Below are 26,544 nucleotides of genomic sequence, written 5' to 3'. Positions count from 1 at the left end.
CCGTCTCAGCTCTTTTTATAGAGACGCTTGCCCATCACCCAGGTCTCGTCGATGCAGCGGTCGTCGCCGACCATCATGACGGCGAACAGCATGTTCGCGGCTTCGTCGACCGTGCGCGGACCAGCACCGTCGGCGACCAGCGACTGGTGCCAGGGCTGCGCCAGCTGGCCGGCATTCGGATCGAGTGCGACGAAATCAGCTTCCTTGCCGGGCTCGAAATTGCCGAGCTTGTCGTCGATGTAGAGACCCTCGGCACCGCCGAGCGTGACCGACCAGAAGCCGCGATAGGGCGAGAGCTTGTTGCGCTCGGCCTCGGCGAGGTCCTTGCGCGCGGGATCGATGCTGCCGTCGAGCATCGTGTTGTTGCACATGCCGACCTTATAGGCGTCGTCCAGCACGGCGATCATCGAGAAGCGGTTGCCGCCACCGACGTCGGTGCCGAACGACATCTTGACGCGGTGCTCCGGATCGGTGGCGCGGCCAAGGCGGAACAGGCCGCTGCCGAGGAACAGGTTCGAGCACGGGCAGAACACCACCGCCGCGCCCTTCTTCGACATGCGGCGGAACTCGTTGTTGGAGAGATAGACACCGTGGCCGCCGGAGAATTTCGGCCCGACCAGGTCGAACTTCTCGTAGACGCCGAGATAGTCCTGGCAATCGGGATGCTCGACCAGCACACCGCTGCATTCGGCCGGGTTCTCGGAGATGTGGGTATTGACCCAGCAGTCCGGATGCTCGTGCTTGAGGCGCTGGCACGCTTTCAGCAGTTCCGGCGAGGCGCCGAAGGCGAAGCGCGGCGTGATGGCGTAGAGGTTGCGGCCCTTGTTGTGGTACTGCGCGATCAGCCGCTTGCTGTCGCGGTAGAAATTCTCAGGGGTATCGATGAAATCGGCCGGCGCGTTGCGATCGATGCCGGTGAGGCCCGCGATCACGCGCATGTTGCGCCTGCTCGCTTCCTCGAACAGCTCTTCGGTCGAAACCGGCGAGGAGCTGGTGAAGGCCTGGCAGGTGGTGGTGCCGGCGGCGAGCAGTGCGTCGAGAAAACGCTTCACGCCCTCGCGCGCGTAGTTGCGATCCTTGTACTTGATTTCCTCGGGGTAGATCGACTTCTGCAGCCAAGGCAGCAGCTGCTCGCCATAGGCACCGAGCACGCGGGTCTGCGGCAGATGGATATGGCCGTCGATGAAGCCGGGCAGGATGATGCGATCCTTGATATGGGTAATCTCAACGCCCGGATGCGCGGCGGCGATCTTGTCGTAAGGACCGAACGCCTTGATGACGCCCTCCGTGACGACCATGAGGCCGTCCTGGTGAAAGCGCGCTGCCGCCTGCTCGTTGCCGAGGTGCTTCCAGGGATCGTCGACGAAATCGAAGAACGTGCCGCGAATACCGACGGTGGTCATGATCTGGTTCCTTCCTTAAGGCTGTGTGGCCTGCCGCACTGACGGCAGCGAGATCGCAAGCAACGCGCCGGCGACGGCGCAGAGGCCGAGATAGAGCCATCCGATCGGCGCCTGCGTCGCCTCGGGCAGCACCGCCGCGATGGCCATGGCGCCGCTGACGGCGAGATAGCAGAGCGCGCTGATGAGGCCGCCGATCAAGCCGTGGTCGCGCTCGAACAGGCCGAGGGCCATGCCGTACATCATCGGGCAGAGCACGCCGCAGCCACCGAGCACCAGCGCGCCGCCGATCGTGATCGACATGAAATCGAGACCGAGGGTCATGCCTGTTGCGGTCAGGACCACCGCACCGGCAAGGAACAGCGCGAAGGCGCCGAAGCCCAGCATGCGGGCCGGCATGAAGCGCGCGAAATGCGCGCAGCCGAGCTCCCCGGCGAGATTGACGCCGCCAAGGCCGAGCGCAACGAGGCCGTAGATGGCAGCGGAATAGCCGAGACCGGTCTGGTAGAAGAACGGCGCGACGACGCCGAACGCCAGTTGCGCGCTGGCCGCTGCGGCAAAGACGAGCACGAAGGCCAGGAAGCCCGGACGCACGAGCGCATCGCGAAGGATCCCGGCAGTGCGGCGCGGATCGAACGGTGCGCGCCGCTCCGCCGGCAACGTTTCAGGCAGAAGAAATACGACGATGGTGACAACGATTGCCGCGGCGATGGCAATGACGACGAAGACGCCGCGCCACGAGGTCAGCTCGACGATGAAGCCACCAGCCGCCGGCGCCAGCACGGGTGCAAGCCCCCAGGCAGCGCCTAGCAGGCCGGAGATCGCCGTGAGCTCGCGGCCGCGGAAGCAATCGGCCGCCACAGCATAAGCGACGACGAGGCAGGTGCAGCCGCCGATGCCTTGCAGGAAGCGCAAGCCCAGCAGCAGCGAGGCGCTGGTGGCGAGCGCGCAGGCGATGCTCATCGCGATCAGCACCGACAGCCCCGCGAGCAAAACGTTGCGGCGGCCGAGCGTGTCGGAGGCGATGCCGACCGGCACCAGCGCCAGACTCATGCCGAGCATGTAGGCGGTGACGGTGTTCTGCATCGACGCCGCATCAGCGGCGAGATCCACCACCATCTGCGGCAGGCCGGGCGTATAGGCATCGAGCGGAATCTGGCTGAACGGCACGACGCACAACAGGATCGGCACGATCCCACCCCTGGCGCGACCGGCGTCCGAAGCAAGTGCAGTCATGGCTTACGCCCCCTCGATGCCCGCCGGTCCCGTCTTTTCGTGCGCGCAATGAGAGGCGACGATGCAGGTTGCGGTTATTGACGCGCGGAACGTGCCAGAACTGTGTGTAGAAACTCTTAGGGGTGGCCGTTCAACGCGGCGGTTGATGGCGTGGTCGGCGCTACCTTGAGATGCTCCGACAAAAAACGCGAAAACAACCCCATGCACAGTACAAATCATTGAGGAATTTCGTCAGGCATGGCCCGCGCGCCGCCAGCAAGCACGTTTGACACGTCGGGCAAAACAGGCGCAGGATTGCACCATCGCCAGTTGTGAATTCGCCGTCGAGCCGCCGCCATTAACCGTTCGGAAGGCATCGCTGTTTCGAATCCCGGCCGTAACATACGAGGGACATCGCGATGCAACGAGGCTTGGCCACAGGTGCTGTTGACTGGAACTACGGCTCAATCAGCGCGCTTCTGAGCGCCCTGTACGCGCGCAAGATATCTGCGACAGAATTGCTCGAGCACACCATCGCCCGCATCGAGGCCCTGGACGGGCCGATCAACGCGATCATCGTTCGCGATTTCGATCGCGCCCGAGACGCCGCCCGCGGCGCCGATGCCGCGCTTGGCCGCGGCGAGCGGTTGCCGTTGCTCGGCATTCCCGTGACCTTGAAGGAACCGTTCAACGTCGCCGGCCTGAAGACGACGTGGGGCTTTCCGCATTTCAGGGATTTTCAACCGGCCGAAGATGCTCTCGTCGTCTCGCGGCTGAAGGCGGCGGGCGCCGTCATCATCGGCAAGACCAATATCCCGATCGGCCTCAGGGATTTCCAGAGCTACAACGAGATCCATGGGACCACGAACAACCCGTGGGACCTCGGCCGGTCGCCCGGCGGCTCCTCGGGCGGATCAGGGGCGGCGCTGGCCGCAGGGTTCGGTCCGCTCTCGATCGGCTCGGATATCGGCGGCTCGATCCGGGTACCCTCGCATTTCTGTGGCGTGTTCGGACACAAGCCGAGCCTCGGCCTGGTCCCGCTGCGCGGATATGGTTTGCCGCCGGCGCCGCCCGTCCCAGGCCAGGGCGATCTCGCTGTCGTTGGCCCGATGACGCGCACCGCCTCGGACCTCGCCTTGTCGCTCGACGTGATTGCCGGCCCCGACGAGACGCGCGACGGCATCGGCTATCGCCTTTTGCTGCCCGCGCCGCGCCATGAGCAGCTCGGGGATTTCAGGATCCTCGTGATCGACACCCATCCGCTGATGCCGACGGGTGACGCCGTGCGTTCGGCCATCGGACGGTTGGCGGAACGGCTTGAACGATCCGGCGCGCAAGTCGCGCGCTCGAGCACATCGCTGCCCGATCTTGCCGAGTCCGCACGGCTCTACATGAAGCTGGTGAATGCAGCGAGAAGTCCGCGCCTAACAGCGGCCGCCCTCGCAGAGGCGCAAGGCGTTGCCGCGGCACTGTCGCCCGACGACCGCAGCCTGCACGCCGAGCGTGCGCGCGGTTGGGGCATGCTCCATCGGGAATGGCTGGCGGCCAACGCGGCCCGCCTGCAACTGCAGCAAAGTTGGCAGCAGTTCTTCCGCGAGTTCGACGCGGTGGTCTATCCGGCCGCCGCCGTGCCGGCCTTTCCGCACGACCATTCCGAGCCCTTCGATGCGCGACAGCTCGACATCGACGGCAAGCTCTACAACTATTCCGATGCGTGCTTCATCTGGGCAGATCCGGCTTCAACCTGCGGATTGCCCGCGACCGCCGCTCCAATCGAGCGCACGCCTTCGGGCCTGCCGATCGGCGTCCAGATCATCGGGCCTTACCTTGAGGACCGTACGACGATCGCGCTGGCCGGGCTGATCGAACGCGAGTTCGGCGGCTTCGTCCCGCCGCCGGCGCTTCCTGCAATGTAATCCGCGCGATAACGGAGATCGACGGCGCTACGACGCTCTGTCAGTCGACTGCGCCTCGACCGCCTGCACGGCGACATCAGCCACCTGCCGCAGCGCTTCACGATCCGCGCCAGACGACGCCATCACGCCCATGCCGACCGACACCGCAGAGACATAACGCGCGAGTGCGGCGGGATCTGACGTCGGCTTGAGGTCACCTTCGGCCTTGGCGCGGATGAAACGGTCGCGAAGCTGGTCCTCGTTCTGGGCGCGGCGGGCGGCGAGCTCGAAGGGGACGTTCTCGGAGCCGGTGCCGCAGGCGATGCCGCCCTGCACGAGCAGGCAGCCGGGCGGGTTGGCGGGATCGGTCTGCTTTTCGGCGATGCCCATCAGCATCCGCGCGGCGACCTCGCGGGCGGTGGGGGCTGCGACCACTTCGTCCATCCAGGCGCCGCGCAGCTTGGTGTAGCGGTCGAGCGCGGCCTTCAGCAGGCCTTCCTTGTTGCCGAAGCAGGCATAGAGACTGGGCGGGTTGATGCCCATGGCCTCGGTGAGCTGGGCAATCGTGGCGCCCTCATAGCCATGGCGCCAAAACACTTCCATCGCCTGGTCCAACGCCACATCGGCGTCGAATTCGCGGGGGCGTCCCATGCCCATGTCCTTGGTCTCCTCACAATCGGCGCTTCGCCCCAATCAACGCCCGATGCTATCTAGTTGTTCTCACTTTATTTTCTCTTTCGCCTTCCCATTCTTGCGGTAAGCGGCTACAATTTTCTTAGCGAACGGTACATAAGTATCTTGCGCTGCGATATCTAGCTCCACATCTGTAGTGAACACTACATATCTGGAGCGCGCAAATGCCCCCGTCCCAAATTACCTCCCGCGCCGGCCTTATCCGCCGCCTTCTCGGCGGCGTCGCCATCGTGGGCGCCCTCGCTGTCGCCGGCTCGATCGCGACCGGCCACTACTTCCGTGCCGCGCAGGCGACCGCAACGGCGGCCGCGGCTGAACAGGCCGTCCCTGTCACGGTCGCGCTGATCGAGCCCAAGCAGACCGTGCTGTGGGACGATTTCTCCGGCCGGCTCGAGGCGATCCAACGCGTCGAGCTTCGCCCGCGCGTGGCCGGTGCGATCCTGTCGACGAACTTCACCGAGGGCGCGCTGGTCAAAGCCGGCGACGTGCTGTTCAAGATCGACCCGGCGCCCTATGCGGCCGAGGTCGACAAGGCCGCCGCCCAGCTCGAAGCCGCCAAGGCGCGCGTCGTCTTCACCCAGAGTGAGCTCGAGCGCGGTGCGCAGCTCGTCGGCAACGCCGTGGTCACCCGGCGTGACTACGACCAGCGCGACAACGCCAATCGCGAAGCGATCGCCAATGTGAAGGCCGCTGAAGCGACGCTCCAGACCGCCAAGCTCAATCTCGACTACACTGAGGTGCGTGCACCGGTCGACGGCCGCGTCGGCAAGATCGAGGTTACCGTCGGCAATCTCGTCGCCGCCGGCACCGCCTCCCCGGTGCTGACCTCGCTGGTCTCGGTCAATCCAATCTACGCCTCGTTCGACGCGGACGAAGAGATCGTGCTGCACGCGCTGAACTCGATCGCGGACGGCTCCGGCAAGCGCGGCAATCTCGACCAGATCCCGGTGGAGATGACGACGTCAGGCGGCCTCTCGGCCAAGGGCCACATCCAGCTCATCGACAACCAGGTCAACGGCCAGAGCGGCACGATCCGCGTCCGCGCGGTATTCAAGAACGAGGACGGGCGTCTTATCCCCGGCCAGTTCGCCCGCGTGCGCATGGGCCAGCCGAAGCAGCAGACCTTGGTGATGGTCGACGAGCGTGCGATCGGCACGGACCAGGACAAGAAGTTCGTGATGGCGGTGGGTGACGACAGCCGCGCGGTCTACCGGCCGATTACGCTTGGCGGCGCCGTCGATGGTCTTCGCATCGTCACCACGGGCCTGAAGCCCGGCGACCGCATCGTGGTCAACGGCTTGCAGCGCGTGCGCCCCGGCGCTCTCCTCAAGACGGAGATCGCACAGATGGGCGCGCGGGGGCCGCAGCAGGCCTCCAACCACAGCAACCAGGACGTGGTGCAACGTTAGTCTTCTCTGTCATTCCGGGGCGCGCGTAGCGCGAACTATGGTGCGCAATTGCGCACCTGAGAATCCAGCAGTTTGGAAACTCCTACCACACTTCACCTCTGGATTCCGGGTTCGCGGGCTTCGCCCACGCCCCGGAATGACGGGGAGCGGTCGGAGAACCACAGGATATTGCCCAGGGGCAAAGCCATGAATCTCTCAAAGTTCTTCATCGACCGTCCGATCTTTGCCGGCGTGCTGTCGGTCCTGATTTTTCTTGCGGGCCTGATCTCGCTGTTCGCGATGCCGATCTCGGAATATCCCGATGTCGTGCCGCCCTCCGTCGTGGTGCGCGCGACCTATCCCGGCGCCAATCCCAAGGTGATCGCGGAAACGGTGGCTACTCCAATCGAGGAGCAGATCAACGGCGTCGAGAACATGCTGTACATGTCGAGCCAGGCGACCACCGACGGCGCCATGACGCTGACGGTGACGTTCCGTCTCGGCACTGATCCCGACAAGGCGACGCAACTGGTGCAGAACCGTGTGCAGCAGGCCGAGCCGCGCCTGCCGGCCGTGGTGCGTCAGCTCGGCATCATCACCAAGAAGTCGTCGCCCGACCTCACCATGGTCGTGCATCTGTTGTCGCCGAACGGCCGTTACGACATGACGTATTTGCGCAACTATGCGGTGCTCAACGTCAAGGACCGGCTGGCGCGGATCGACGGCGTCGGCGATGTCCAGCTCTACGGCGCCGGCGACTATTCGATGCGGGTCTGGGTCGATCCGCAGAAGGCGGCCGAGCACGGCCTGACCGCCAGCGACATCGTCAAGGCGATCCAGGCGCAGAACGTCGAGGCCGCCGCCGGCGTGGTCGGCTCCTCCCCGAACGTCAAGGACATCGATCTCCAGCTCTCCGTCAACGCCGAAGGCCGGCTCGCGAACGAGGAGCAGTTCGGCGACATCGTGGTGAAGACCGGCGCGCGCGGCGAGGTCGTTCGCCTGCGCGACGTCGCGCGTATCGAGCTGGGTGCGTCCGAATACGGCCTGCGCTCGCTGCTCGACAACAAGCAGGCGGTGGCGATCCCGATCTTCCAGGCGCCCGGCTCCAACGCGCTGCAGATTTCCGATAACGTCCGCGCCACCATGGCCGAGATCAAGAAGAACATGCCGGAAGGCGTGTCCTACCAGATCGTTTATGACCCCACCCAGTTCGTGCGGTCCTCGATCGAGGCTGTCATCCACACGCTGCTGGAGGCGATCGCGCTGGTGGTGCTGGTGGTGATCCTGTTCCTGCAGACCTGGCGGGCTTCGATCATTCCGCTGCTGGCCGTGCCGGTATCGATCGTCGGCACGTTTGCGGTGATGCACGTGTTCGGCTTCTCCATCAACGCGCTCAGCCTGTTCGGCCTCGTGCTTGCGATCGGCATCGTCGTCGACGACGCCATCGTCGTGGTCGAGAACGTCGAGCGCAACATCGAGGCCGGGCTGTCGCCGCGCGATGCCACCTATCAGGCCATGCGCGAGGTGTCGGGGCCGATCATCGCGATCGCGATGGTGCTGATCGCCGTGTTCGTCCCCCTCGCCTTCATCTCCGGCCTCACCGGACAGTTCTACAAGCAGTTCGCGCTGACGATCGCGATCTCGACCGTGATCTCGGCGGTCAACTCGCTGACGCTGTCGCCCGCACTGTCTGCCTTGCTGCTCAAGGGGCACAACGAGCCGAAGGACAAGCTGACGATCATCATGGAAAAGAGCCTTGGCTGGTTCTTTCGCCGCTTCAATCGGGCGTTCACCTACTCCTCGGAGAGTTACAGCGGCACCGTGACCAAGGTGATCTCGGGCAAGGCCGCAGTGATGGGCCTCTATGTGGTGCTGGTCGGCCTGACCGCCTTCCTGTTCCAGCAGGTGCCGAGCGGCTTCGTGCCGGGCCAGGACAAGCAGTACCTCGTCGGCTTCGCCCGCCTGCCCGATGGCGCCACGCTCGACCGCACGGAAGAGGTGATCCGCAAGATGAGCGACATCGCGCTGACCCAGCCAGGTGTCGAGAGCTCCGTGGCCTTCCCGGGCCTGTCGATCTCCGGCTTCACCAATTCGTCCAACGCCGGCATCGTGTTCTCGACGCTGAAACCGTTCGACGAGCGCAAGGATCCGTCACTCAGCGGTCCCACGCTGGCGGCCGAGCTGAACAAGAAATACGCCGGCATCCAGGAGGCCTTCATCGCCATGTTCCCGCCGCCGCCGGTCAACGGCCTCGGCACCATCGGCGGCTTCAAGCTGCAGATCGAGGACCGCGCGGGCCTCGGCTATGACGCTCTGAACGAGGCAACGAAGGCATTCATGGCGGCGATGCAGAAGGCGCCGGAGATCGCTGGCGTGTTCTCGAGCTTCCAGGTCAACGTGCCCCAGCTGTTCGCCGACATCGACCGTACCAAGGCGCTCCAGCTTGGCGTGCCCGTGACCGAGGTGTTCAACACGCTCCAGATCTACCTGGGATCGTACTACGTCAACGACTTCAACAAGTTCGGCCGCACCTATTCCGTCCGCGTCCAGGCCGACGCGCCGTTCCGCGCGCGCGCCGACGACATCAGGCAGCTGAAGGTGCGCTCATCCTCCGGCGACATGGTGCCGTTGTCGGCGCTGCTGAAGATCCGCCAGAGCGCGGGGCCCGAGCGCGCGATCCGCTACAACGGCTTCCTGTCGTCCGACATCAACGCGGCGGCTGCGCCCGGCTTCTCCTCGGGCCAGGCACAGGAGGCGGCGACGCGGATCGCGGCGGAGACGTTGCCGCCCGGCTTCGCCTTCGAATGGACCGACCTGACCTATCAGGAGTTCATCGCCGGCAATTCCGGCATCTGGGTGTTCCCGCTGGCGATCCTGCTGGTGTTCCTGGTGCTGGCCGCGCTCTATGAGAGCCTGACCCTGCCGCTCTCGATCATCATGATCGTGCCGATGGGCCTGCTCGCGGCGATGTTCGGCGTCTGGATCTCGAAGGGCGACAACAACGTCTTCACCCAGATCGGACTCATCGTTCTCGTGGGCTTGTCCGCCAAGAACGCGATCCTGATCGTCGAATTCGCGCGCGAGCTCGAATTCGCAGGCCGCACGCCGATCCGCGCGGCGATCGAGGCGAGCCGCTTAAGGCTTCGTCCGATCCTGATGACGTCGATGGCGTTCATCATGGGCGTGCTGCCGCTCGTACTCTCGACCGGTGCCGGTTCGGAGATGCGGCGTGCGATGGGCGTTGCCGTGTTCTCCGGCATGATCGGCGTCACCGTGTTCGGCCTGTTCCTGACGCCGGTGTTCTATGTGCTGCTCAGAACCATCACCGGCAACAAGCCGCTGGTGCATCACAGCAGCGACATCAGCGCAGCCCCGGTGCAGGGGCTTGCCGAGTGAACAGGGTCCCGCCGCGGCACGCGCCCTGCGGGACCAAGAAAATCGTATCGCATCGGTTATTTCCGGTTCTCCTCGCAGAATTTCAGCGCGGCGAGCGCCTCGCCGGCGCGCGGTATCTGCATCTCGATGCTGTCCTCGTCATCGTCCTCGAAATCGAGCGTGAGGCGCTTGGCTTTCGAGAGCCGGTCCATGATCGACTGGTCGTATTCGAAGATGCCGCGCACGGTGGTCTTGTCCATGACCTCCCATTTCGCCTTCCTCATGATGTCGGCGTCATCAGTGCCGACATCGGCCCGGAGTATCTCGCCGACCTTGTCCCATTCCCAGCCGTCATAGATCATCACGATCACGATCGCCTTGTCGGAATAGGTGATGACGATGACGTAGTCGCGGTTCTCGTCCTGCTTGTCCTTGTAGCCGCGGCTCGCATTGCAATGCGTGTCCTGGGTGCGCTTCTCGATGGTCCAGTCGCCGACCTTGGACTGTTGCGCAAGCGCGGGCCTTGAGCTCAAGGCGGCTGCGCCCGCGAGAATTCCGGCGGCGAGAAGAAATTGTTTCATGTCGGCCTCCAGCGCGTTCCCCACGCCGAGATGACCACCTCTGCCGACGGCTCGCAAGGGTTTCGGGCAGCGGTCGAGGCGAGCGGCCAGCGGCCGTCCTAGCCCCGTCGCGGCACGATCGCTATCGGGGTGAAAGTGTAAACCTCCTCGCCGTTCTGGTTGAACATCGTCCATTTCACCAGCGCGATGCCCTGCGGCTTCGACTTCGAAGGCGTCAGGCTCATGACCTCCCCGACCAGATGCAGGCGGTCGTTGGGCCGCACCGGAACGGTCCAGCGCAGCCCGTCGACACCGGCGCCGATCAGCGGATGCGGGCCGAAGGGGCGGGTCTGGATCGCGAGGTTCATGGCCATCGCAGCGGTGTGCCATCCCGAGGCAGCAAGCCCCTTGAACAGGGTCGTCTTGGCCGCCTCATGGTCGAGGTGCATCGGCTGCGGATCATACTCGGCGGCGAAACGCTTGATGTCGGCCTCGGTGACCTGAATTTCCGGGGATTTGAACCGCATTCCGATGGTGAGATCGTCGAACCACTCGACCTGCGCCATGATTTTGCCTCGCAGTATGATGGACCGCTGCCGAAAGCGCGCGGCTAAAAGGATTTCGCGAAATTGCGATGTAACGGGTCCGCGGCGCACAAACCAGCCCGGGGGTCCCCCGCGAAACCTCTTTCCCGATGCGACGAAACACGCCTGAAACAGATGGCCGGTTAAGTCGTTGTCAAAATAAATACAGGGACGGCCACCATGCAATTCCTCCTCGACCTGATTTACGACTATGCCTGCTGCCAGAACCTCGTCGCGCAGTCGCTACGGGAGGATGAGCTATGATCGAGCTGATCTCCGCCCTGCTCGCCCTTTGCAGCATCGGTGTCTTTGCAGCGCATGCGCTGGATGCCTATCGCACCACGCATCACTGAGCGCTTGCTCTTCGCTTGAGCATGATCTTTTCGGAAAACCGCTGCACACTTTGCGCTAACGCGGCCCTTCGGGTCCGGATCATGCTCTAGAACGGCCGCCGGTAAAAATGCTCTGAATGCGTCGCCGGTGGAAATCTATTGGCGAGCGCGAGCGCTGCCCTTTCATCCGTCTCGAGCGCGATCTTCTGCGCGAGCATCACGTCGCCCGGCACGAGGAAGCCTGAGGGGACGAAGCACCAGCCCATTGTCGCGTGACCGGCCTCGTCGACTTCATGGACGTTGGCGGCCGTGCCGTAGTGAATGCGATACTTCTTGCCGGTATCGCAGCCGATGACGTCGAAATACCGGTGCTGCTCGAACTGCGCCCGCTGCTCCGGCGTCAACCAATCGGCCAGAAGCCGGCGGCCCCGCGCGTCGGGCGTGTTCTCGCCGAAGAAGCGCCGGTAGAGTTCGCGCAGCGCGTGCAAGCGGGCACGCGCGGGCGCGCGGAACCACAATGCCGCGAACATGAGCAGCTCAGATCAGCCGCCGACCAAGCGGGGATAGAACAGCGTTTCCTGCGCGGTCGGATCGAACGACTTGATACGGGTGACTTCGCCGGGTCCGGTTCGGAGGGCGGCGGTGAAGCCGGCTCCGGTCAGCTCCCGAAAGCGCTGTTCGGCTCGCGCCAGCGCTTCGGCATTGCCAGGATCAAACTCGTGGCGGGTGTCGCCAGTCTGGTCCATCACGATCTGGGTTGCCATAGTTGAGTCTCCTCATTCCCAGCCCTGAAACGGATCAAAGCAAACCTCGTGCCGTCGGTTCCGGAAGGCAACAACTTTCTCGCGCCGACGCATCACGCCTTGCTGAGCAAGAGCGTTTTCGAGCGGAGTGGACGCCGGTTCGCGTAGAGCCCCGTTCGAAAACGAGGTTCTCGTCAGCGCGAGGCCGCCGCCCCTCCCCCCTCGTCGATCTGCCGGCCCATCAGCGCGATTGCCTTCTGATAGACGCCGGCGGCATTCCATGCCTCGATCGCGGCGAAATTCGGCTCGCCCGGCTGGTAACCGGCTCCCGTACGCCAGCCATGGGCCTTGAGGAAATTGGCGGTCGAGTTCAGCGCATTGGCGGCGACCTCGAGATTGCCGGTGCCATAGGCCAGGATGTTCTTGGGCATGAACTGGGTCTGGCCGACCTCGCCATGCATGGAGCCGCGGGTTGATCCCGACAGGGTGCCGCGGTCGATCAGCTTCAGCGCGGCATAGAGCTGGTCGGTGAAGAATTCGGGACGGCGGCAGTCATAGGCAAGCGTTGCGATCGAGGAGAGCATGTTCTGGTTGCCGCGCTGGCTGCCGAAGCCGGTCTCCATGCCCCAGATCGCGATCAGCGGTCCCGGCGGGACACCGTAACGCTGCTGGATCGAGGCGAACAAGGCGGCCTGCGACTGCTTGAGCTGCCGCCCCTTGGCAACGATGGTGGTGGCGCCGCGCTTGGCGAGGAACTGGTCCAGCGTCAGCGAGAAGCTGCGCTGGCCGCGGTCGGCGGCAATGGTGGCGCTGGCGTAATTGGCCTGCATCAGGGCACTGATCGCGGTCGGGCCGATGCCTTTTCCCTGCGCCTCCGCACTAAACTCGCGCTTCCAGGCCTCAAAGCCGGCCGGCGAGCTGCCGCATTGCGCAGCCTCGGCCATGGGCACGGAGAGAAGCAGCGCGGTCGCGCCAATCACTGCCGTCGCGACTGTCCTGCCCATGACCATTGCTCGTTCCTCTCCCTGGATGCACGACCGGCTCGTGCGAGCGCATGATCCTACGCCCGCTGCAATCGCTCAAGTCCCGACAGATACAATCAATCCAGGCAAGACCCTTGACACCGGCGCCTTACACCCCCTCCGCTCCCAGCAGAAAATCCACCATGATGCTCTGATGCTGCTGGTACATGTCCGTGCCGGTCCCGGTCACGCAGCCGATCCTGCGGGCGGCTGCGATGAACGGTGACACTTCGGGCTTGGTGATGACGCAGCCGCAATAGGTCGAGGGCGCAAGCCGCGCGACGTCGACCGGCAGCGGGTCGCCATCCTTCATTCCGGCGGGGGTGGCATTGGCGACGAAGTCGAATCCGGCCGGGTCCGCTGAGCCGGTCCGCACCGACGCTTTGCCCAGCCTGTTGAGCTGGTCGACCAGTGCGTCGCGGCGCTCGGCCAGACTGTCGTGGATCGCAAGCTCGCGGACGCCGGCCTCGACCAGCTCAAGCGCGATCGCCGAGCCCGCACCGCCCGCACCGACGAGCAGCGCCCGCGTCCCCTGCGGATCGATCCCCTTCGCCCGCGCCGCGCCGACGAAGCCCAGGCCGTCCACCATGTCGCCATGCCATGCGCCGTCGGGGCGCCGGCGCATCAGGTTGACGGTGCGCAGGAAATGCGCGCGCTCCGTCGCGCTCGCACAAGCCTGGTAGCAGGCGAATTTATGCGGGATGGTCACGACGATGCCATCGAGGTTCTTCAGCCGCGTTGCTACGGAGAGAAAATCGGCCAAATCCCCTGACGCCACCTGAACCGGCACGAGCATGCCGTCATGCCCGCGCGCGGCAAAGGCGGCGCTTACGCCCGCCGGTGAGCGCACCTGTGCGATGGGATCGCCGACGATGACGTAGAGCCGCGTGGCACCTGTTGGCGCCGGAATCATGTCGCTCAAGCCCGGGCCTCCGCGGCGGTCAGGTAAGTCAATTCCAGGCCGTCCAGATTGCCCTCCTTGCGCCATCTGTCGAGCAGCCGCAGGAACGCCACCGGCCCGCGCCAGTACTGGCTGTTTCGCGCCGCAATCGGATCGAACACGCCTTCATTGTTGTAATAGCCGGGCGTGCATTCGGCGAGATAGGTCTGGCGGCCGATCGCGGCCTTCACGACCTCGTCCACCCAGGCGTCCTCGGCCTGGAGGGTCGGCTCCAACGTCCTCGCGCCGCGCTTGCGCGCCTGATCGATGACATAGGCGATGTGCTGCGACTGCTCGTCGATGATGTGGGGGAAGTTGGCGCTCTGGCCGGCCTGCACTGTCACGATCAGGAAGCAGTTCGGAAAGCCGCGGCTGTAGAAACCGTGCATGGTCTTGACGCCATCGCGCCAACGCTCGGACAGGCTAATGCCGTCGCGGCCATAGACCTCGAAGCCCATCCGCCGCGCATAGTCGGTGCCGACCTCGAAGCCGCTGGCATAGATCAGGCAGTCGAGCCCATAAGTCTTGCCGTCGACGACAACGGCATTCTCCGTGATGCATTCGACGCCTTGCCCTCTGGTGTCGACGAGATGCACGTTGGGTTGATTAAAAGTGTCGAGATATTCGTCGTGGAAGCACGGCCGCTTGCAGAACGCCTTGTACCAGGGTTTTAGCGCGGCCGCGGCTGCTTCATCCTTCACCACGGCGTCCACGCGGGCACGGATCTCCTCCATCTTGCGGTAGTCGGCCTGCTCGATGACCTTCAGCGCCTCCTCCATCGAGCTCACCGGCTGCGGTTGCCGGCGCGGCGCCAGCAGGATCTCGCCGAGAAGGCCAGTCCAGCCGTCCTGCACCAAGTCCTGTTCGAACGGCTCACCCGAGATCACGGCGGTGAAATTGTCCATGCGCTCGCGCTGCCAGCCGGGCTTGAGGCCCTGCACCCAGGCTTGATCCGTCGGCCGGTCGTCGCGCACACCGATCGCCGAGGGCGTGCGCTGGAAGACATAGAGCTCCTTCGCCGAGCGGCCGAGATGCGGCACGCATTGCACGGCGGTGGCGCCGGTGCCGATGATGCCGACGCGCTTGTCAGCAAGGCCGGTGAGGCCGCCTTCGGCCGTGCCGCCGGTGTAGGCGTAATCCCAGCGGCTGGTGTGGAAGCTGTGGCCTCTAAACGTCTCGATGCCGGGAATGCCCGGCAGCTTCGGGCGGCTCAGCGGACCGCCGGCCAGGATGACGAAGCGCGCGCGGATGCGGTCGCCGCGATCGGTCTCGACCAGCCAGCGCGCCTCCTGCTCCTGCCATTCCATGCGCGAGATGACGGTCTGAAACAGCGCGCGCTCATAGAGCGAGAAGTGGCGGCCGATGCGGCGCGAGTGCTCGTAGATCTCCGGCGCCCGCGCATACTTTCGCACCGGCATGTAGCCGGTCTCTTCCAGCAGCGGCAGATAGATATAGCTCTCGGTATCGCAGGCAGCTCCCGGATAGCGATTCCAGTACCAGGTACCGCCGAAATCGGCGGCCTTTTCCACGATACGAAAATCCGCGATGCCTGCTTCGCGCAGACGGGCACCACAGAGCAGCCCGCCAAAGCCGCCGCCGACGATCAGGACTTCAGTCTGTTCGCTGACCGCCTCGCGCGCAAAGCCGGGATCGGCCCAGGGATCGTCGAGGTAGCGGCCGAATTCGCCTGCGACCTCGACATACTGCGCCTTGCCCTCGGCGCGCAGACGGCGGTCGCGCTCGTCGCGATAGCGCGCACGGAGTGCGGAAACGTCAACCGTAGCTGCGCCGGCTGTACCGGTCTTGTGTCTTTCCGCTGACATTCATTTCCTCCACGGGATGCTGCTTCGCCGGCAGCTCACCGCAAATTAGCCCCGAAAAAGTGACGCACGCAATCACGTCCGCTGTTTTTTGCGTGAACGCCGCGTGACGTTCCGCTACGTTCAAGCGCAAATCACAAGCCTACGCCACGCAACGACGTGGCAATCCGGAGGAGACCATGCAGGGATTGATGATGGACATGCCGCTGCTGATCGGCGGCCTGATCCAGTATGCCGCCGATTATCACGGCGAAGCGGAGATCGTCGCGCGCGAGATCGAGGGCGACATCCATCGCTATACCTATGCCGACGCCCATCCCCGCATCAAGCGCATGGCGCTGGCCTTAAAGCGGCTCGGCATGAATCAAGGCGACCGCGTCGGCACGCTGGCCTGGAATACGCACCGGCATTTCGAGATGTTCTATGCGGCACCGGGGATGGGCTACGTGCTGCACACCGTCAATCCCAGGCTGTTTCCCGAGCAGCTCGCCTACATCATCAACCACGCCGAGGACCGCCTGCTGTTCATCGACCGCGCCACGCTGCCGATCGTCGAAGCGATCGCGCCGCAGCTGAAGACGGTCGAAGCTTATGTCGTGATGTCCTCGCGCGAGCGGATGCCGGAGACGAGGCTTGCCAACGTGCATTGCTACGAAGATCTGCTCGGACGCGAGAACGACGCCGGCTTCGCCTGGCCGGAGTTCGACGAGAAATCCGCCTCCACGATCTGCTACACCTCGGGCACGACGGGCAATCCCAAGGGCGTGATCTATTCGCACCGCGCCGCGATCCTGCAGACCATGACCTGCTGCAATTTCGACTTCCTGCCGGGCCATGTCGAAGGCGTGCGCGAAGTGATGATGCCGATGGCGCCGCTATTCCACGGCAATGGCTGGAACATGCCGTTCAGCGCGCCCTACACCGGCTCCAAGCTGGTGCTGCCCGGCCGCAACTACGAGCCCGACAAGCTCTACGAACTGCTCGAAGGCGAGAAGGTGACGCTGTCGGCGGGCGTGCCGAGCTTCTGGCTGATCCTGCTCGACTGGCTCGGACGCACCGGCAACAAGTTCTCGACCTTGCGCGCGACGTTGTCGTCGGGCTCGGCTCCACCGCGCGCCATGGTCGAGAAGCTCAAGCGCGAGTACAATGTCGACTATATCCAGGCCTGGGGCATGACCGAGGCGCTGAGCTGCTCGATGCCGGGCCTGCGGCCGGGCTCGGAGCATCTCAGCGACAAGGAGAAGTTCGACCGACGTCAGGTCTCCGGCCGCGCCTGTTTCGGCACGCATTTGCGCATCGTCGACGACGCCGGCGCTGAGCTGCCGCGCGACGGCAAGACGGTCGGCCATTTGCGTGCCCGCGGCCCCTGGGTCGCCTCCGGCTACATGAAGTTGGAGGAAGGCCTCGATCGCGACGGCTGGCTGATCACCGGCGACATGGCCGTGATCGACAGCCAAGGCCACGTCACGCTCACCGATCGCTCCAAGGACGTGATCAAGTCCGGCGGCGAATGGATCTCCTCGATCCAGCTCGAGGATATCGCCTTGTCGCATCCCGACGTGCTGCAGGCTGCCGTCGTCGCCATCGCGCATGAGAAATGGCAGGAGCGTCCCCTGCTCCTTGTCGTCCGCAAGAAGGGCGCGACCGTCGACAGCAAGACGCTGCTCGAGCACATGCGGCCGAAGATCGCGAGCTGGTGGCTGCCCGACGCCGTCGAATTCCTCGACGAATTCCCGATGACCGGCACCGGCAAGGTGTTGAAATCGGCGCTGCGCGAGAAATTTAGGGAATATCGCGTCGCATGACGGAACGATCGCGTGCGGACAATTCCGTGCGCGGTCTTCATCTTTTGGTCAATTCGGGAGCGATATACCGAGGCCTCGCTCACCTTGGATCGAGGACATCATGACGTTTTCCGGATTGGGCATGCATCTCGGCAATCTGTCGCGCTTGTCGAACGCGCTGACGCGCTCGATCAGCCCGGAGAACTTCACCGGCGAGAAGGGCAAGGGCGGCATGTCCGTCGACGGCCCCGCCGCGCGTCAGGCCCGCGATCTCGGCCAGGGCTGGAAGGTCTCTCCTTACGTGGTCATCGAACCGGGCGCGACGTTCACGCTCGCCGACATCGAGGGCCAGGGCGCGATCCAGCAGATCTGGATGACGCTGGCGCGCGGACGCCTGCGCCATTCGATCCTGCGCGTGTACTGGGACGACCAGCAGCAGCCCAGCGTGGAATGTCCGGCCGGCGATTTCTTCGCCTGCGGGTGGGAGGAGTTCGCGCAGGTCTCCTCGCTCGCAGTCTGCGTCAATCCCGGCCGCGCCTTCAACTGCTACTGGGAGATGCCGTTCCGCAAACGCGCGCGCTTCACGCTGGAGAACCGCAGCGAGGAGCAGATCACGATCTACTACCAGATCAACTACACGCTGACCGACGTGCCCGAGGACTGCGCCTATTTCCATGCGCAGTTCCGGCGCACCAATCCGCTGCCCTACAAGGACGTCTACACCATCCTCGATGACGTCAGGGGCGCAGGCCACTACGTCGGGACCTACATGGCCTGGGGTGTCCACAACAACGGCTGGTGGGGCGAAGGCGAGATCAAATTCTTCATCGACGGTGACGGCGCATTCCCGACCATCTGCGGCACCGGCACCGAGGACTATTTTTGCGGCGCCTATAATTTCGATCCCTATGTCGCCCATTCCGGCCAGGCTCCCTTCCAGCAATCGCGCTATCAGGAATTCACCACGCCCTATGCCGGCCTGCCGCAGGTGATCCGGCCCGACAGCGTCTACCGATCGCAGCAGCGCTTTGGTCTCTACCGCTGGCACATCCCCGATCCCGTGCGCTTCCGAAGCGATCTTCGCGTGACGATCCAGGCGCTGGGCTGGCTGCCCGGCGCGAGCGACGGAAAATATCTTCCATTGCAGGACGACATCGCCTCGGTCGCGTTCTGGTACCAGACACTGCCGACGGCGCCCTTCCCGGCGCTGCCCGGGCCGGACTATTTGGAAATCGCCTAAAGCGCGATGAGATTAGGACGAATTGTCATCGCGCCTTAGGTTGTTGTTTGAGCATGATCTTTTCGGAAAACCGCTGCGCACTTTTCCGGATCATGCTCTAGGCGCGGCTGCGGTTCGATCAAGGAGACCAGAGATGCTCTATCCGATGTCGCCCAAAGTCGTCGAGCTCAAGCGCAAGCTCGAGAGCTTCATGGACCGCCACATCTATCCGAACGAGGAGCGCATCTATCGCGAGGCGGAGGAGCTCGGTCCATGGAAGGTCTATCCCGTCGTCGAGGAGCTGAAGCCGCTGGCCCGCGCTGAAGGCCTCTGGAATCTGTTCCTGCCGGAGTCCAGCCACGGCGCCGGGCTCACCAATCTGGAATATGCCCCGCTCTGCGAGGTGATGGGCCGATCGCATCTGGCGCCCGAAGTGTTCAACTGCTCCGCGCCTGACACCGGCAACATGGAGGTGCTGGAGCGCTACGGCTCCGAGAAGGACAAGGAGCGCTGGCTGAAGCCGCTGCTCGCGGGCGAAATCCGCTCCTGCTTCGCCATGACCGAGCCGGCCGTGGCGTCGTCGGATGCGACCAACATCGAAAGCTCGATCGTGCGCGACAGCGATCATTACGTCATCAACGGGCGCAAATGGTACACGACCAACGCGACCGATCCGCGCTGCAAGATCTGCATCTTCATGGGCAAGACCGATCCTAACAATCCGGATCGCCACAAGCAGCAATCCATGATCCTGGTGCCGATGGACACGCCCGGCATCGAGGTCAAGCGGCCCCTGCCCGTGTTCGGCTTCTACGGCGTGCCTGACCGCGCTTCAGAAGTGGTATTCACCAATGTGCGCGTGCCCAGGGAAAACATGCTGCTCGGCGAAGGTCGCGGTTTCGAGATCGCACAGGGCCGCCTCGGCCCGGGCCGCATCCACCACTGCATGCGCCTGATTGGCCTTGCCGAGCGCACGCTGGAAAAGATGTGCCGCCGCGTCCGCAGCCGCATCGCCTTCGGCAAGCCCGTCTCCGAGCAGACGGTGACGCAGGAGCGCATCGCGGAAGCCCGCATCATGATCGAGCAGGCCCGGCTGCTGACGCTGAACGCCGCCTATGCCATGGACACGGTCGGCAACAAGGTGGCGAAAGCCGAGATCGCGATGATCAAGGTCGCCGTGCCCAACATGGCCTGCCAGATCATCGACTGGGCGATCCAGGCGCACGGTGGTGGCGGCACATCGAATGATTTCGGCTTGACGCAGGCTTATGCGACGGCACGGCTTCTGCGCCTTGCCGACGGACCGGACGAGGTGCACCGGAACCAGATCGCGAGGTTCGAGCTGAGGAAATACTCGAACGTCTAAGCCAACGCTGGCGCGTCGGTACTAGAGACTGCGCAACAGGATCGGCGTTAGTCGAAGCTCGGCGGCTCCTCGATGGGCGCGGATACATTCTGATTCGAAATCGCTTCGAGCATTGCTCCGAAAATGATGAACGGCAGATAGAACGCAAGCATGATCGTATTCCTCCTGCTGTGACAACCTTGGCCCGCAGGCCAGGTTCCTCAAATTGACGCTCGCCCGCCTCGGAACATTTTCGGCGCTTACCAAGCTACCGACGAAACCGAATCGCAGGCCGTATCAAGAGCGCATCGCGTCAATCGCATGGACGATCAGAACGACTGCGCTTGCGGCAAGGAGAAACACAAACAACCAGCTCACGTCCGCCTCCGGTCCCGGAAGTGAACGCGTTCATCCATGCACAGTCAAAAACCATCGGCCTGGAACCGCTATTCCGCGGCTCGCTGATGCTTTGCAGCAACAATTGCATCTGCTATCGGCGCTATCGGCAGAACGCCAACAGGAGCAACGCGCCGACGACACAGGCTGCTAGGACTAAAAACCAAACGCCCATACAGTCCCCCGACTCAACACAGGCGAGTCAGGATTAGCCTTACGATTTGGCATTGAAATGCTTGTTGCCGGTTTTCCCCAGGCCAAGCGCGATCATCTGCTCGCTGCGTTAGTCCAATACCTCCACCGTCGCGTCCGGAAACAGGCCGCGGCGCAGCAGTGGTGCGCCGATATTGGCGTCATTGATCGCGTCTGCGTGATCGCCGCGGTGGTTCTTTTTTATCTCTTCGTCAAAGAGATTTACACGATCAAACCATCGCCGATCGCGGCGGCAACGCAGGCTCAACCCGCGAAATAGACCGGGCATCGACAACGACGGCGCGCGATGATCGCTGCCGCGATATCGCTATTTCGTGGAGTAGACATCAGCATCTGCGCTCGAGCTCGGCTTCTTGAAGGCGTTGCGCAGGGCCGGCGACATTGGGACGTTGTAGTTGATGCCGTTCGGCGGCGTCGGCGATTCCAGCCACTTCCTGTAGAGCACCTCGATCTCCGGGCTCGCATAGAGCTCTGCGGTGGCGCGATCGGCCAGCGCCTTGAACGGCGCATCCTCCCGCCGCAACATGATGCCGTAGGGCTCGGGCTTGGAGAACGTCTCCTCGCTGATCATGAACGCCTGCGGCTCCTTCGAGCGCGCGATCGCGACGGCGAGCTGGACGTCGTCGAGCGCGTAGGCCTGGGCGCGGTCGGTCTCCAGCAGCAGGAAGGCCTCGGCCTGGTCCTTGGCCGGCATGATGTTGATGCCGAGATTGCGCTCGGTGTTGACCTTGGCGAGCTGCGTCAGGTTGACCGAGCCGGCTACCGCCGTGACCGCCTTGCCCTTGAGATCGTCGATGGTGGCGATCTTCGCCGCCTTCCTGGCCGCGAACCGCGTCGCGCTGAGGAAATGCGTGTTGGTGAAGGCGACCTGCTTCTGGCGGTCGGCATTGTTGGTGGTCGCCGAGCAATGCAAGTCGAGCGTGCCGTTGACCATCAGCGGGATGCGGTTCGACGATGTCACCGCGAGGGTCTCGACGGAAATGTCGGGCATGCCGAGCTGCTTCTTCACGGCATCGACGATCCTGAGGCAGATGTCCATGGCGAAGCCGACCGGCTTCTGGTTGCCGTCGAGATAGCTGAACGGGACCGAGGCCTCCTGATAGCCCAACGTGATCTTCCTGGTCTCCTTCACCTTCTGGAGCGTGCCGGTGAGGTCTTCGGCTGAAGCTGCGCCGGCAAGACATGTCACGGCCAGAAGAATGGTGGGAAGACGCATCGGAGGGCTCCTTGAGGGGGTCATCGACTGGTGTCGAGACGCAATCGCGGAGCTGATAGCGCATCGATGCATCGGGCGCCAGACGAGGCAGGGTTTACCAGCTATCGGCTTTTTATATACATCGCGGCCGAGGACCGGCGTCTCATTGACAGGTCAGCCGCTGCTCGAACCAGCCGCCCAGCCGTTCCGACAGCGGCGGCCACAATCGCTGGAAGCTTTCGAGCTTGCCGACATTGGCGCGGTACATGTCCAGCAACTCCCGTTCGATGACCGGCAGGTCGACGCCCGCACACACGCCATCGCCGACGATCGTCTTGCCGGCAACGACGACCTCCTTCACCAGCGAGGCGTTGCCGCGCGCAAACAGCAGCGTCATGGGATCGACCGGCATGATCTGGTCGCGATCGAGCCGGTCGAGATCGATCACGACGTAGTCGGCCGGATTGCCGGCAGCGAGCTCCCCGCTCCCGGGCGCCCCGGTCGCACGGCGCCCGTTACGGATGGCCAGCGAAAACATTTCGGCCGGTGTCCACGTCGCCTTGAAGCCGAGACCGCCATGGACCATCTGCACCAGCCGCATCTCGCGCAGGATGTCGTCGTCCTCGTCCAGCGCCAGCCCGTCGACGCCGACAGTGATGGCGCAGCCACATTTGTGCGCGGCGGCGATCGGCGCGAGGCCCGAGCGCAGGTGCATGTTCGAGCTGAAATTGGTGACGATGCGCGCGCCGGAGGCCGCGATCATCTCGAGCTCATCCGGGCGGGCGTGGATGCAATGCGCCAGCGTCAGCCGCTCGGAGAGGAAGCCAACGTCGCCTAGCCAGCGCACCATGTCCGGGAAGTGCTGGTCGGCCCAGGCGCGCTGGTACACCGTTTCCAGGAGATGCATGTGGATGCGGCGGCCGGTCCGCGCCGAATTCTCCGCCACCGCCTCCAGCAGCGGCTTCGAGCACCATTGCACGCCGGCGGGCCCGAGCTGCACATCGATCATCGGGCCGGCAATGGCAGCGGCAATCGCATCGGTAAGCTCGATATAGGCCTTCGGCGGCATTGGCGCGCGAACGAAGAGATCCTCGATGGTCTTGCGGTCATCTTTGGTGAGAGTCGAGAGCACCGGCTCGGCATCACCGTAGACAATCGGATTCTGGTCGCGCACGGCCATCGCAAACGCGATGCGGATGCCGACGTCGGACGCAGCTTTCGCGATGGCCTTGGCTTCGTCGAGCAAGGGCATCGTTCCACTCGGTCGGGTGTAATGCACCATCATCGCGGCGCAGCCGGCCTTGGCCGAACGGGCCAAGGCTGAGGCCGCGGTCAGGTAGGGATTGACCGGCGTGCCCAGCGCGGTGCGCAGGATCCAGCTTTCCAGGGGCATGCCGACCGCGCCGAAGGACGATGCGGTGGCGCGGGCGTGGTCGTGGGCGTTGACAAAGGCCGGGATGACGAAAGAGCGCGGCCCCTGCCCCGCGCCTTCCGCGATGTCGGTGATGACACCGCCATCGTGCCGCAGCACGACGTTGTCGCAGAGGCCGCGGTCAGGGCCACGGAACAGGCTGGTTGCCGAAATCTCCGTGGCCATGGCTGTCCCTCCGAAGTCAGTTGGCAGTATACACCAGCTCCCGCTCCGCGCGCGGCGGCAGGAATTCGCGCGAGAACACCTCTGCCGGCGTCGGCGCACGGGCGAGCTGATAGCCCTCGACCACGATGCCGATGGCGCGCGTCATGCGCTCGTCCTTGATGTCGCCGATGCCGATCTCCTTCATCTCCGGCGAGACGATCAGCTTCTCGAAGGAATATTGCAGCCGGCGTTTCTCGACATCGGCGTTGATGAGGTTGTCGTAGTTCAGCGCCGCCTTCATACCGGCATTCTGGTCCTTGGCAACCGCGATTGCGCCCTTGTTGATGGCACGCACCAGGCCTGCGACGGCCTTCGGGTTCGACGCCAGCAGCTTGCGGGAGACCATCACGCCGTTGGAATAGAGATCGAGACCGTACTCACCGAACGAGAACCATTTGAAATCCTTGTCCGGATCCTGGCGGTTGAGCACCAGGTTGAAATAGCTGGTGATGTTGAAGACCAGCGCGGCATCGATGTCGCCCTTGATCAGCATCGGCTCCTGCAGGTTCGGCGCCATGTTGGAGATCTTGATCTTCTCGCCGTCGAGACCGTTCTTGCGCGTGAACACCGGCAATAGGCGCGTCGTCGGCGTGCCCTGCGCACCGCCGAGGGTGTGCCCTTCGAAATCCTTGATCGTGTTGATGCCGGTGGTCTTCTTGGCGACGATCGCGAACGGCGGCTGGTTCCACATCATGTAAACCATGACGGGTGCCTCCTGCGGCTTGGTCGAGGCGTTCTGGATGATGGCGTTGACGTCGCCGAAGCCGGCGTCATAGGCACCGGACATCACGCGCGTGACGGTGGCGCCGGAGCCTTCGCCCTGGTCGATGACGACGTTGAGGCCTTCTTCTTTGAAGTAGCCGTTGTCCTTGGCATAGAAGAACGCGGCATCGCTGCCCTGCGTCTTCCAGCCCAGCGTGAACTTGATCGTGGTTTCCTCGGCCGTGGCGGCGCCCGCGGACAGGGCCAATCCCAGCAGCGCGGCAGTTACTTTTCTCAACATCGAGACCTCCTCAGCTTCGTTGCGTGACGGTTTGAGATTCAGGTGGCGATCACATCGTTCTTGCGCGTCGCCCAGCCGGTGACCTGTCCTTCGATCAGCGAGAACACGACGTAGAGCGCGACGCCGAGGCCGGCGAGCACGAACAGACCGGCGAACACCAGCGGCACGTTGAAATTGGAGGACGCGGTCATCATAACGTTGCCGATGCCGCGGTTGGAGGCGACTGTCTCCGACAGCACCGCGCCAACGAAAGCGTATGAGATCGCCACCTTCAGCGAGGCAAAAAAGAACGGCATGGTTCTGGGCAGACCGACATTCCAGAGGATATCGAGCTTGCTGGCGCCGAGCGCTTTCAGCACGTCCTCGAGCTCGGGCTCGGTGGTGGCAAGGCCCGTCGCGATGTTGACCACGATCGGGAAGAAGCAGATCGACAGCGCTGTCAGCACCGCCGGCACCGTGCCGGAGCCGAACCACAGCACGAAGATCGGCACCACCGCGACCTTGGGGATCGAGGAGAAGCCGATCAGCAGCGGGTAGCAGGTGTCGTAGGCCGTCTTCGACACGCCGATGATCGCGCCAAGGGCGACGCCGAGCGCAACGCCAAGGACGAAGCCGAACATGGTGGTGGCGAGTGTCTGCACGATGTGCGGCCACAGCACCGGGAAACGCTGGAACAACGTCACGAACACCTGCGAGGGCCGCGGCAGCACCAGGTCCGACATGCCCGTCATCAGGCAGAACAGCTCCCAGGCGACGAAGAACAGCACGATCAGTCCCGCCGACCACGCCTTCTGCCTGATATCGATCCCGAACATCAGCCTGCCCCCTGCTCAGCCGCGCTGCGCGCGTCCTCGATGAAAGCGCGCAGCTTCTGGTTCAGCGCGACGAAATCCGGTTCGAAAGTCATCGCGACGGTGCGCGGCCGAGCGAACTCGACGCGGCTGTCATCGAGGATGCGGCCGGGACGCGCGCTCATCACGCAGATGCGGCTGGCGAGAAAACCCGCCTCGCGCAGATCGTGCGTCACCAGCAGCACGGTCGGCTTGTGCGTCATCCAGAGGTTCTGGAGGATCGCCCACAGCTCCTCGCGGGTGAACTGGTCGAGCGCGCCGAAGGGCTCGTCCAGCAGCAGCATGCGCGGCTCGTGGATCAGCGCGCGGCAAAGATTGGCGCGCTGGAGCATGCCGCCGGAGAGCTGCCAGGGATAACGGTTGCCAAATCCCTTGAGACCGACCTGCTCGAGCAGCGCGTTGGCCTTGTCGCGAAACTCGGTCTTGCGCAGCCTGCGGAAGTTCGAGCGGAACGGCTCGACGATCTTCAGCGGCAACATGATGTTCCGCTCGATCGTCATCCACGGCAACATGGTCGGGTTCTGAAAGGCCATGCCGACCCGCATCGCCCGCGCCGCCACCTCGCGGCCGCCGACAATGACGACACCGCTGGTCGGCTGCACCAGGCCGCTGACGAGACGCAAAATGGTCGATTTGCCGCATCCGGACGGGCCGACCAGTGCGACAAACTCGCCGTCGGCGATCCGGAGGCTGGTCTTCGACAGCGCGGGCACGGCGCGGTCGCCGCGCCCGAAGGTCACGGATGCCTCGGACAGCTCGATGGCCGTCGCGGCGGCGCCTTCCGGAACGGGCTGGCCGTCAAACTGGGTCTTGGGTTGCATGCGCATCACACCAAAAGTGCATGCAAGCTGAATGCCAGCCCGTGCCGCCCGCAAAATCAATGACCTGGCAAAATCCTGCGCCAATAGGCCGGATTCGATTTAGGCAGTCCGGAC

The 26,544-nt window shown here is 64.1% G+C and carries 22 protein-coding genes; 7 read left to right on the top strand and 15 right to left on the bottom strand.

The genetic code is table 11. The features are described 5' to 3' along the window. Window positions 1-5: 5 nt before the first annotated feature. Window positions 6-1,403: a guanine deaminase gene (gene guaD / locus GGD63_RS29740; RefSeq protein ID WP_183247243.1), complete on the bottom strand. Its 1,398-nt coding sequence runs from the start codon at window positions 1,401-1,403 to the stop codon at window positions 6-8. 15 nt (window positions 1,404-1,418) lie between these two features. Continuing rightward, entirely contained in the window at window positions 1,419-2,636 is a 1,218-nt protein-coding gene (locus tag GGD63_RS29735) for a multidrug effflux MFS transporter (protein ID WP_183247241.1), read from the bottom strand. A gap of 398 nt (window positions 2,637-3,034) precedes the next feature. On the opposite strand from GGD63_RS29735, the gene GGD63_RS29730 reads away from it, so the two are divergent. Then, window positions 3,035-4,531 (top strand): amidase, encoded by a 1,497-nt coding sequence (locus tag GGD63_RS29730; protein WP_183247240.1) that lies wholly within the window; start codon window positions 3,035-3,037, stop codon window positions 4,529-4,531. Window positions 4,532-4,558: 27 nt separating this feature from the next. On the opposite strand, the gene GGD63_RS29725 is transcribed toward GGD63_RS29730, so the two are convergent. Next, the gene (locus tag GGD63_RS29725; protein WP_183247238.1) at window positions 4,559-5,167 is read right to left on the bottom strand and encodes a TetR/AcrR family transcriptional regulator; all 609 of its coding nucleotides are present in this window, start codon (window positions 5,165-5,167) and stop codon (window positions 4,559-4,561) included. Window positions 5,168-5,367: 200 nt separating this feature from the next. Between GGD63_RS29725 and GGD63_RS29720 the strand changes: the two genes are divergently transcribed. Further along, window positions 5,368-6,612: an efflux RND transporter periplasmic adaptor subunit gene (locus tag GGD63_RS29720; protein WP_183247236.1), complete on the top strand. Its 1,245-nt coding sequence runs from the start codon at window positions 5,368-5,370 to the stop codon at window positions 6,610-6,612. Between the two features lie 186 nt (window positions 6,613-6,798). Beyond that, on the top strand, window positions 6,799-9,987 hold the full coding sequence (locus GGD63_RS29715) for an efflux RND transporter permease subunit (protein WP_183247234.1): 3,189 nt from the start codon (window positions 6,799-6,801) through the stop codon (window positions 9,985-9,987). Window positions 9,988-10,043: 56 nt separating this feature from the next. On the opposite strand, the gene GGD63_RS29710 is transcribed toward GGD63_RS29715, so the two are convergent. From GGD63_RS29710 to GGD63_RS29680, 7 genes are all read right to left on the bottom strand, one after another. After that, the gene (locus GGD63_RS29710; RefSeq protein WP_183247232.1) at window positions 10,044-10,547 is read right to left on the bottom strand and encodes a hypothetical protein; all 504 of its coding nucleotides are present in this window, start codon (window positions 10,545-10,547) and stop codon (window positions 10,044-10,046) included. 98 nt (window positions 10,548-10,645) lie between these two features. Then, window positions 10,646-11,092: a MaoC family dehydratase gene (locus GGD63_RS29705; RefSeq protein ID WP_183247231.1), complete on the bottom strand. Its 447-nt coding sequence runs from the start codon at window positions 11,090-11,092 to the stop codon at window positions 10,646-10,648. Between the two features lie 457 nt (window positions 11,093-11,549). Next, entirely contained in the window at window positions 11,550-11,972 is a 423-nt protein-coding gene (locus tag GGD63_RS29700) for a hypothetical protein (RefSeq protein WP_183247229.1), read from the bottom strand. Window positions 11,973-11,984: 12 nt separating this feature from the next. Beyond that, complete coding sequence (locus GGD63_RS29695) at window positions 11,985-12,206, bottom strand: hypothetical protein (protein WP_183247227.1); 222 nt, start codon at window positions 12,204-12,206, stop codon at window positions 11,985-11,987. A 173-nt stretch (window positions 12,207-12,379) separates the two neighbouring features. Further along, the gene (locus tag GGD63_RS29690; RefSeq protein ID WP_183247225.1) at window positions 12,380-13,195 is read right to left on the bottom strand and encodes a lytic transglycosylase domain-containing protein; all 816 of its coding nucleotides are present in this window, start codon (window positions 13,193-13,195) and stop codon (window positions 12,380-12,382) included. A gap of 121 nt (window positions 13,196-13,316) precedes the next feature. Continuing rightward, entirely contained in the window at window positions 13,317-14,120 is an 804-nt protein-coding gene (locus GGD63_RS29685; RefSeq protein ID WP_183247508.1) for a shikimate dehydrogenase, read from the bottom strand. A gap of 5 nt (window positions 14,121-14,125) precedes the next feature. Beyond that, the gene (locus tag GGD63_RS29680; RefSeq protein WP_183247223.1) at window positions 14,126-15,970 is read right to left on the bottom strand and encodes an NAD(P)/FAD-dependent oxidoreductase; all 1,845 of its coding nucleotides are present in this window, start codon (window positions 15,968-15,970) and stop codon (window positions 14,126-14,128) included. 176 nt (window positions 15,971-16,146) lie between these two features. On the opposite strand from GGD63_RS29680, the gene GGD63_RS29675 reads away from it, so the two are divergent. The 4 genes from GGD63_RS29675 (at window position 16,147) to GGD63_RS29660 (ending at window position 21,183) form a co-directional block, all read left to right on the top strand. Continuing rightward, complete coding sequence (locus GGD63_RS29675; RefSeq protein ID WP_183247222.1) at window positions 16,147-17,772, top strand: long-chain fatty acid--CoA ligase; 1,626 nt, start codon at window positions 16,147-16,149, stop codon at window positions 17,770-17,772. A 100-nt stretch (window positions 17,773-17,872) separates the two neighbouring features. After that, window positions 17,873-18,991: a glycoside hydrolase family 172 protein gene (locus GGD63_RS29670; protein WP_183247219.1), complete on the top strand. Its 1,119-nt coding sequence runs from the start codon at window positions 17,873-17,875 to the stop codon at window positions 18,989-18,991. Between the two features lie 133 nt (window positions 18,992-19,124). Next, entirely contained in the window at window positions 19,125-20,336 is a 1,212-nt protein-coding gene (locus GGD63_RS29665; RefSeq protein ID WP_183247217.1) for an acyl-CoA dehydrogenase family protein, read from the top strand. Window positions 20,337-20,943: 607 nt separating this feature from the next. Next, window positions 20,944-21,183: a hypothetical protein gene (locus GGD63_RS29660; RefSeq protein WP_183247215.1), complete on the top strand. Its 240-nt coding sequence runs from the start codon at window positions 20,944-20,946 to the stop codon at window positions 21,181-21,183. A 48-nt stretch (window positions 21,184-21,231) separates the two neighbouring features. On the opposite strand, the gene GGD63_RS29655 is transcribed toward GGD63_RS29660, so the two are convergent. The 5 genes from GGD63_RS29655 to GGD63_RS29635 form a co-directional block, all read right to left on the bottom strand. Beyond that, window positions 21,232-22,140: an amino acid ABC transporter substrate-binding protein gene (locus GGD63_RS29655; protein WP_183247213.1), complete on the bottom strand. Its 909-nt coding sequence runs from the start codon at window positions 22,138-22,140 to the stop codon at window positions 21,232-21,234. 142 nt (window positions 22,141-22,282) lie between these two features. After that, complete coding sequence (locus GGD63_RS29650) at window positions 22,283-23,716, bottom strand: amidohydrolase family protein (protein ID WP_183247211.1); 1,434 nt, start codon at window positions 23,714-23,716, stop codon at window positions 22,283-22,285. Window positions 23,717-23,732: 16 nt separating this feature from the next. Then, on the bottom strand, window positions 23,733-24,758 hold the full coding sequence (locus tag GGD63_RS29645; protein ID WP_183247209.1) for an ABC transporter substrate-binding protein: 1,026 nt from the start codon (window positions 24,756-24,758) through the stop codon (window positions 23,733-23,735). A 38-nt stretch (window positions 24,759-24,796) separates the two neighbouring features. Beyond that, the gene (locus GGD63_RS29640; protein ID WP_183247207.1) at window positions 24,797-25,573 is read right to left on the bottom strand and encodes an ABC transporter permease; all 777 of its coding nucleotides are present in this window, start codon (window positions 25,571-25,573) and stop codon (window positions 24,797-24,799) included. After that, on the bottom strand, window positions 25,573-26,430 hold the full coding sequence (locus GGD63_RS29635; protein ID WP_246785706.1) for an ABC transporter ATP-binding protein: 858 nt from the start codon (window positions 26,428-26,430) through the stop codon (window positions 25,573-25,575). The genes GGD63_RS29640 and GGD63_RS29635 overlap by 1 nt, the downstream gene beginning before the upstream one ends. Window positions 26,431-26,544 lie beyond the last annotated feature (114 nt).

This window comes from Bradyrhizobium sp. cir1 (genome assembly GCF_014198245.1).
GTDB lineage: Bacteria > Pseudomonadota > Alphaproteobacteria > Rhizobiales > Xanthobacteraceae > Bradyrhizobium.
This window is presented reverse-complemented; position numbering and strand designations above follow the sequence as displayed.

Coding starts and splice junctions, on each gene's coding strand:
- GGD63_RS29685 (WP_183247508.1), bottom strand. CDS start 14,120: ATGATTCCGGCGCCAACAGGTGCCACGCGGCTCTACGTCATCGTCGGC.
- GGD63_RS29675 (WP_183247222.1), top strand. CDS start 16,147: ATGCAGGGATTGATGATGGACATGCCGCTGCTGATCGGCGGCCTGATC.
- GGD63_RS29695 (WP_183247227.1), bottom strand. CDS start 12,206: ATGGCAACCCAGATCGTGATGGACCAGACTGGCGACACCCGCCACGAG.
- GGD63_RS29730 (WP_183247240.1), top strand. CDS start 3,035: ATGCAACGAGGCTTGGCCACAGGTGCTGTTGACTGGAACTACGGCTCA.
- GGD63_RS29725 (WP_183247238.1), bottom strand. CDS start 5,167: ATGGGCATGGGACGCCCCCGCGAATTCGACGCCGATGTGGCGTTGGAC.
- GGD63_RS29705 (WP_183247231.1), bottom strand. CDS start 11,092: ATGGCGCAGGTCGAGTGGTTCGACGATCTCACCATCGGAATGCGGTTC.
- GGD63_RS29670 (WP_183247219.1), top strand. CDS start 17,873: ATGACGTTTTCCGGATTGGGCATGCATCTCGGCAATCTGTCGCGCTTG.
- GGD63_RS29650 (WP_183247211.1), bottom strand. CDS start 23,716: ATGGCCACGGAGATTTCGGCAACCAGCCTGTTCCGTGGCCCTGACCGC.
- GGD63_RS29660 (WP_183247215.1), top strand. CDS start 20,944: ATGCTTGTTGCCGGTTTTCCCCAGGCCAAGCGCGATCATCTGCTCGCT.
- GGD63_RS29710 (WP_183247232.1), bottom strand. CDS start 10,547: ATGAAACAATTTCTTCTCGCCGCCGGAATTCTCGCGGGCGCAGCCGCC.
- GGD63_RS29645 (WP_183247209.1), bottom strand. CDS start 24,758: ATGTTGAGAAAAGTAACTGCCGCGCTGCTGGGATTGGCCCTGTCCGCG.
- GGD63_RS29665 (WP_183247217.1), top strand. CDS start 19,125: ATGCTCTATCCGATGTCGCCCAAAGTCGTCGAGCTCAAGCGCAAGCTC.
- GGD63_RS29700 (WP_183247229.1), bottom strand. CDS start 11,972: ATGTTCGCGGCATTGTGGTTCCGCGCGCCCGCGCGTGCCCGCTTGCAC.
- GGD63_RS29640 (WP_183247207.1), bottom strand. CDS start 25,573: ATGTTCGGGATCGATATCAGGCAGAAGGCGTGGTCGGCGGGACTGATC.
- GGD63_RS29690 (WP_183247225.1), bottom strand. CDS start 13,195: ATGGTCATGGGCAGGACAGTCGCGACGGCAGTGATTGGCGCGACCGCG.
- GGD63_RS29635 (WP_246785706.1), bottom strand. CDS start 26,430: ATGCAACCCAAGACCCAGTTTGACGGCCAGCCCGTTCCGGAAGGCGCC.
- GGD63_RS29655 (WP_183247213.1), bottom strand. CDS start 22,140: ATGCGTCTTCCCACCATTCTTCTGGCCGTGACATGTCTTGCCGGCGCA.
- GGD63_RS29720 (WP_183247236.1), top strand. CDS start 5,368: ATGCCCCCGTCCCAAATTACCTCCCGCGCCGGCCTTATCCGCCGCCTT.
- GGD63_RS29735 (WP_183247241.1), bottom strand. CDS start 2,636: ATGACTGCACTTGCTTCGGACGCCGGTCGCGCCAGGGGTGGGATCGTG.
- guaD (WP_183247243.1), bottom strand. CDS start 1,403: ATGACCACCGTCGGTATTCGCGGCACGTTCTTCGATTTCGTCGACGAT.
- GGD63_RS29680 (WP_183247223.1), bottom strand. CDS start 15,970: ATGTCAGCGGAAAGACACAAGACCGGTACAGCCGGCGCAGCTACGGTT.
- GGD63_RS29715 (WP_183247234.1), top strand. CDS start 6,799: ATGAATCTCTCAAAGTTCTTCATCGACCGTCCGATCTTTGCCGGCGTG.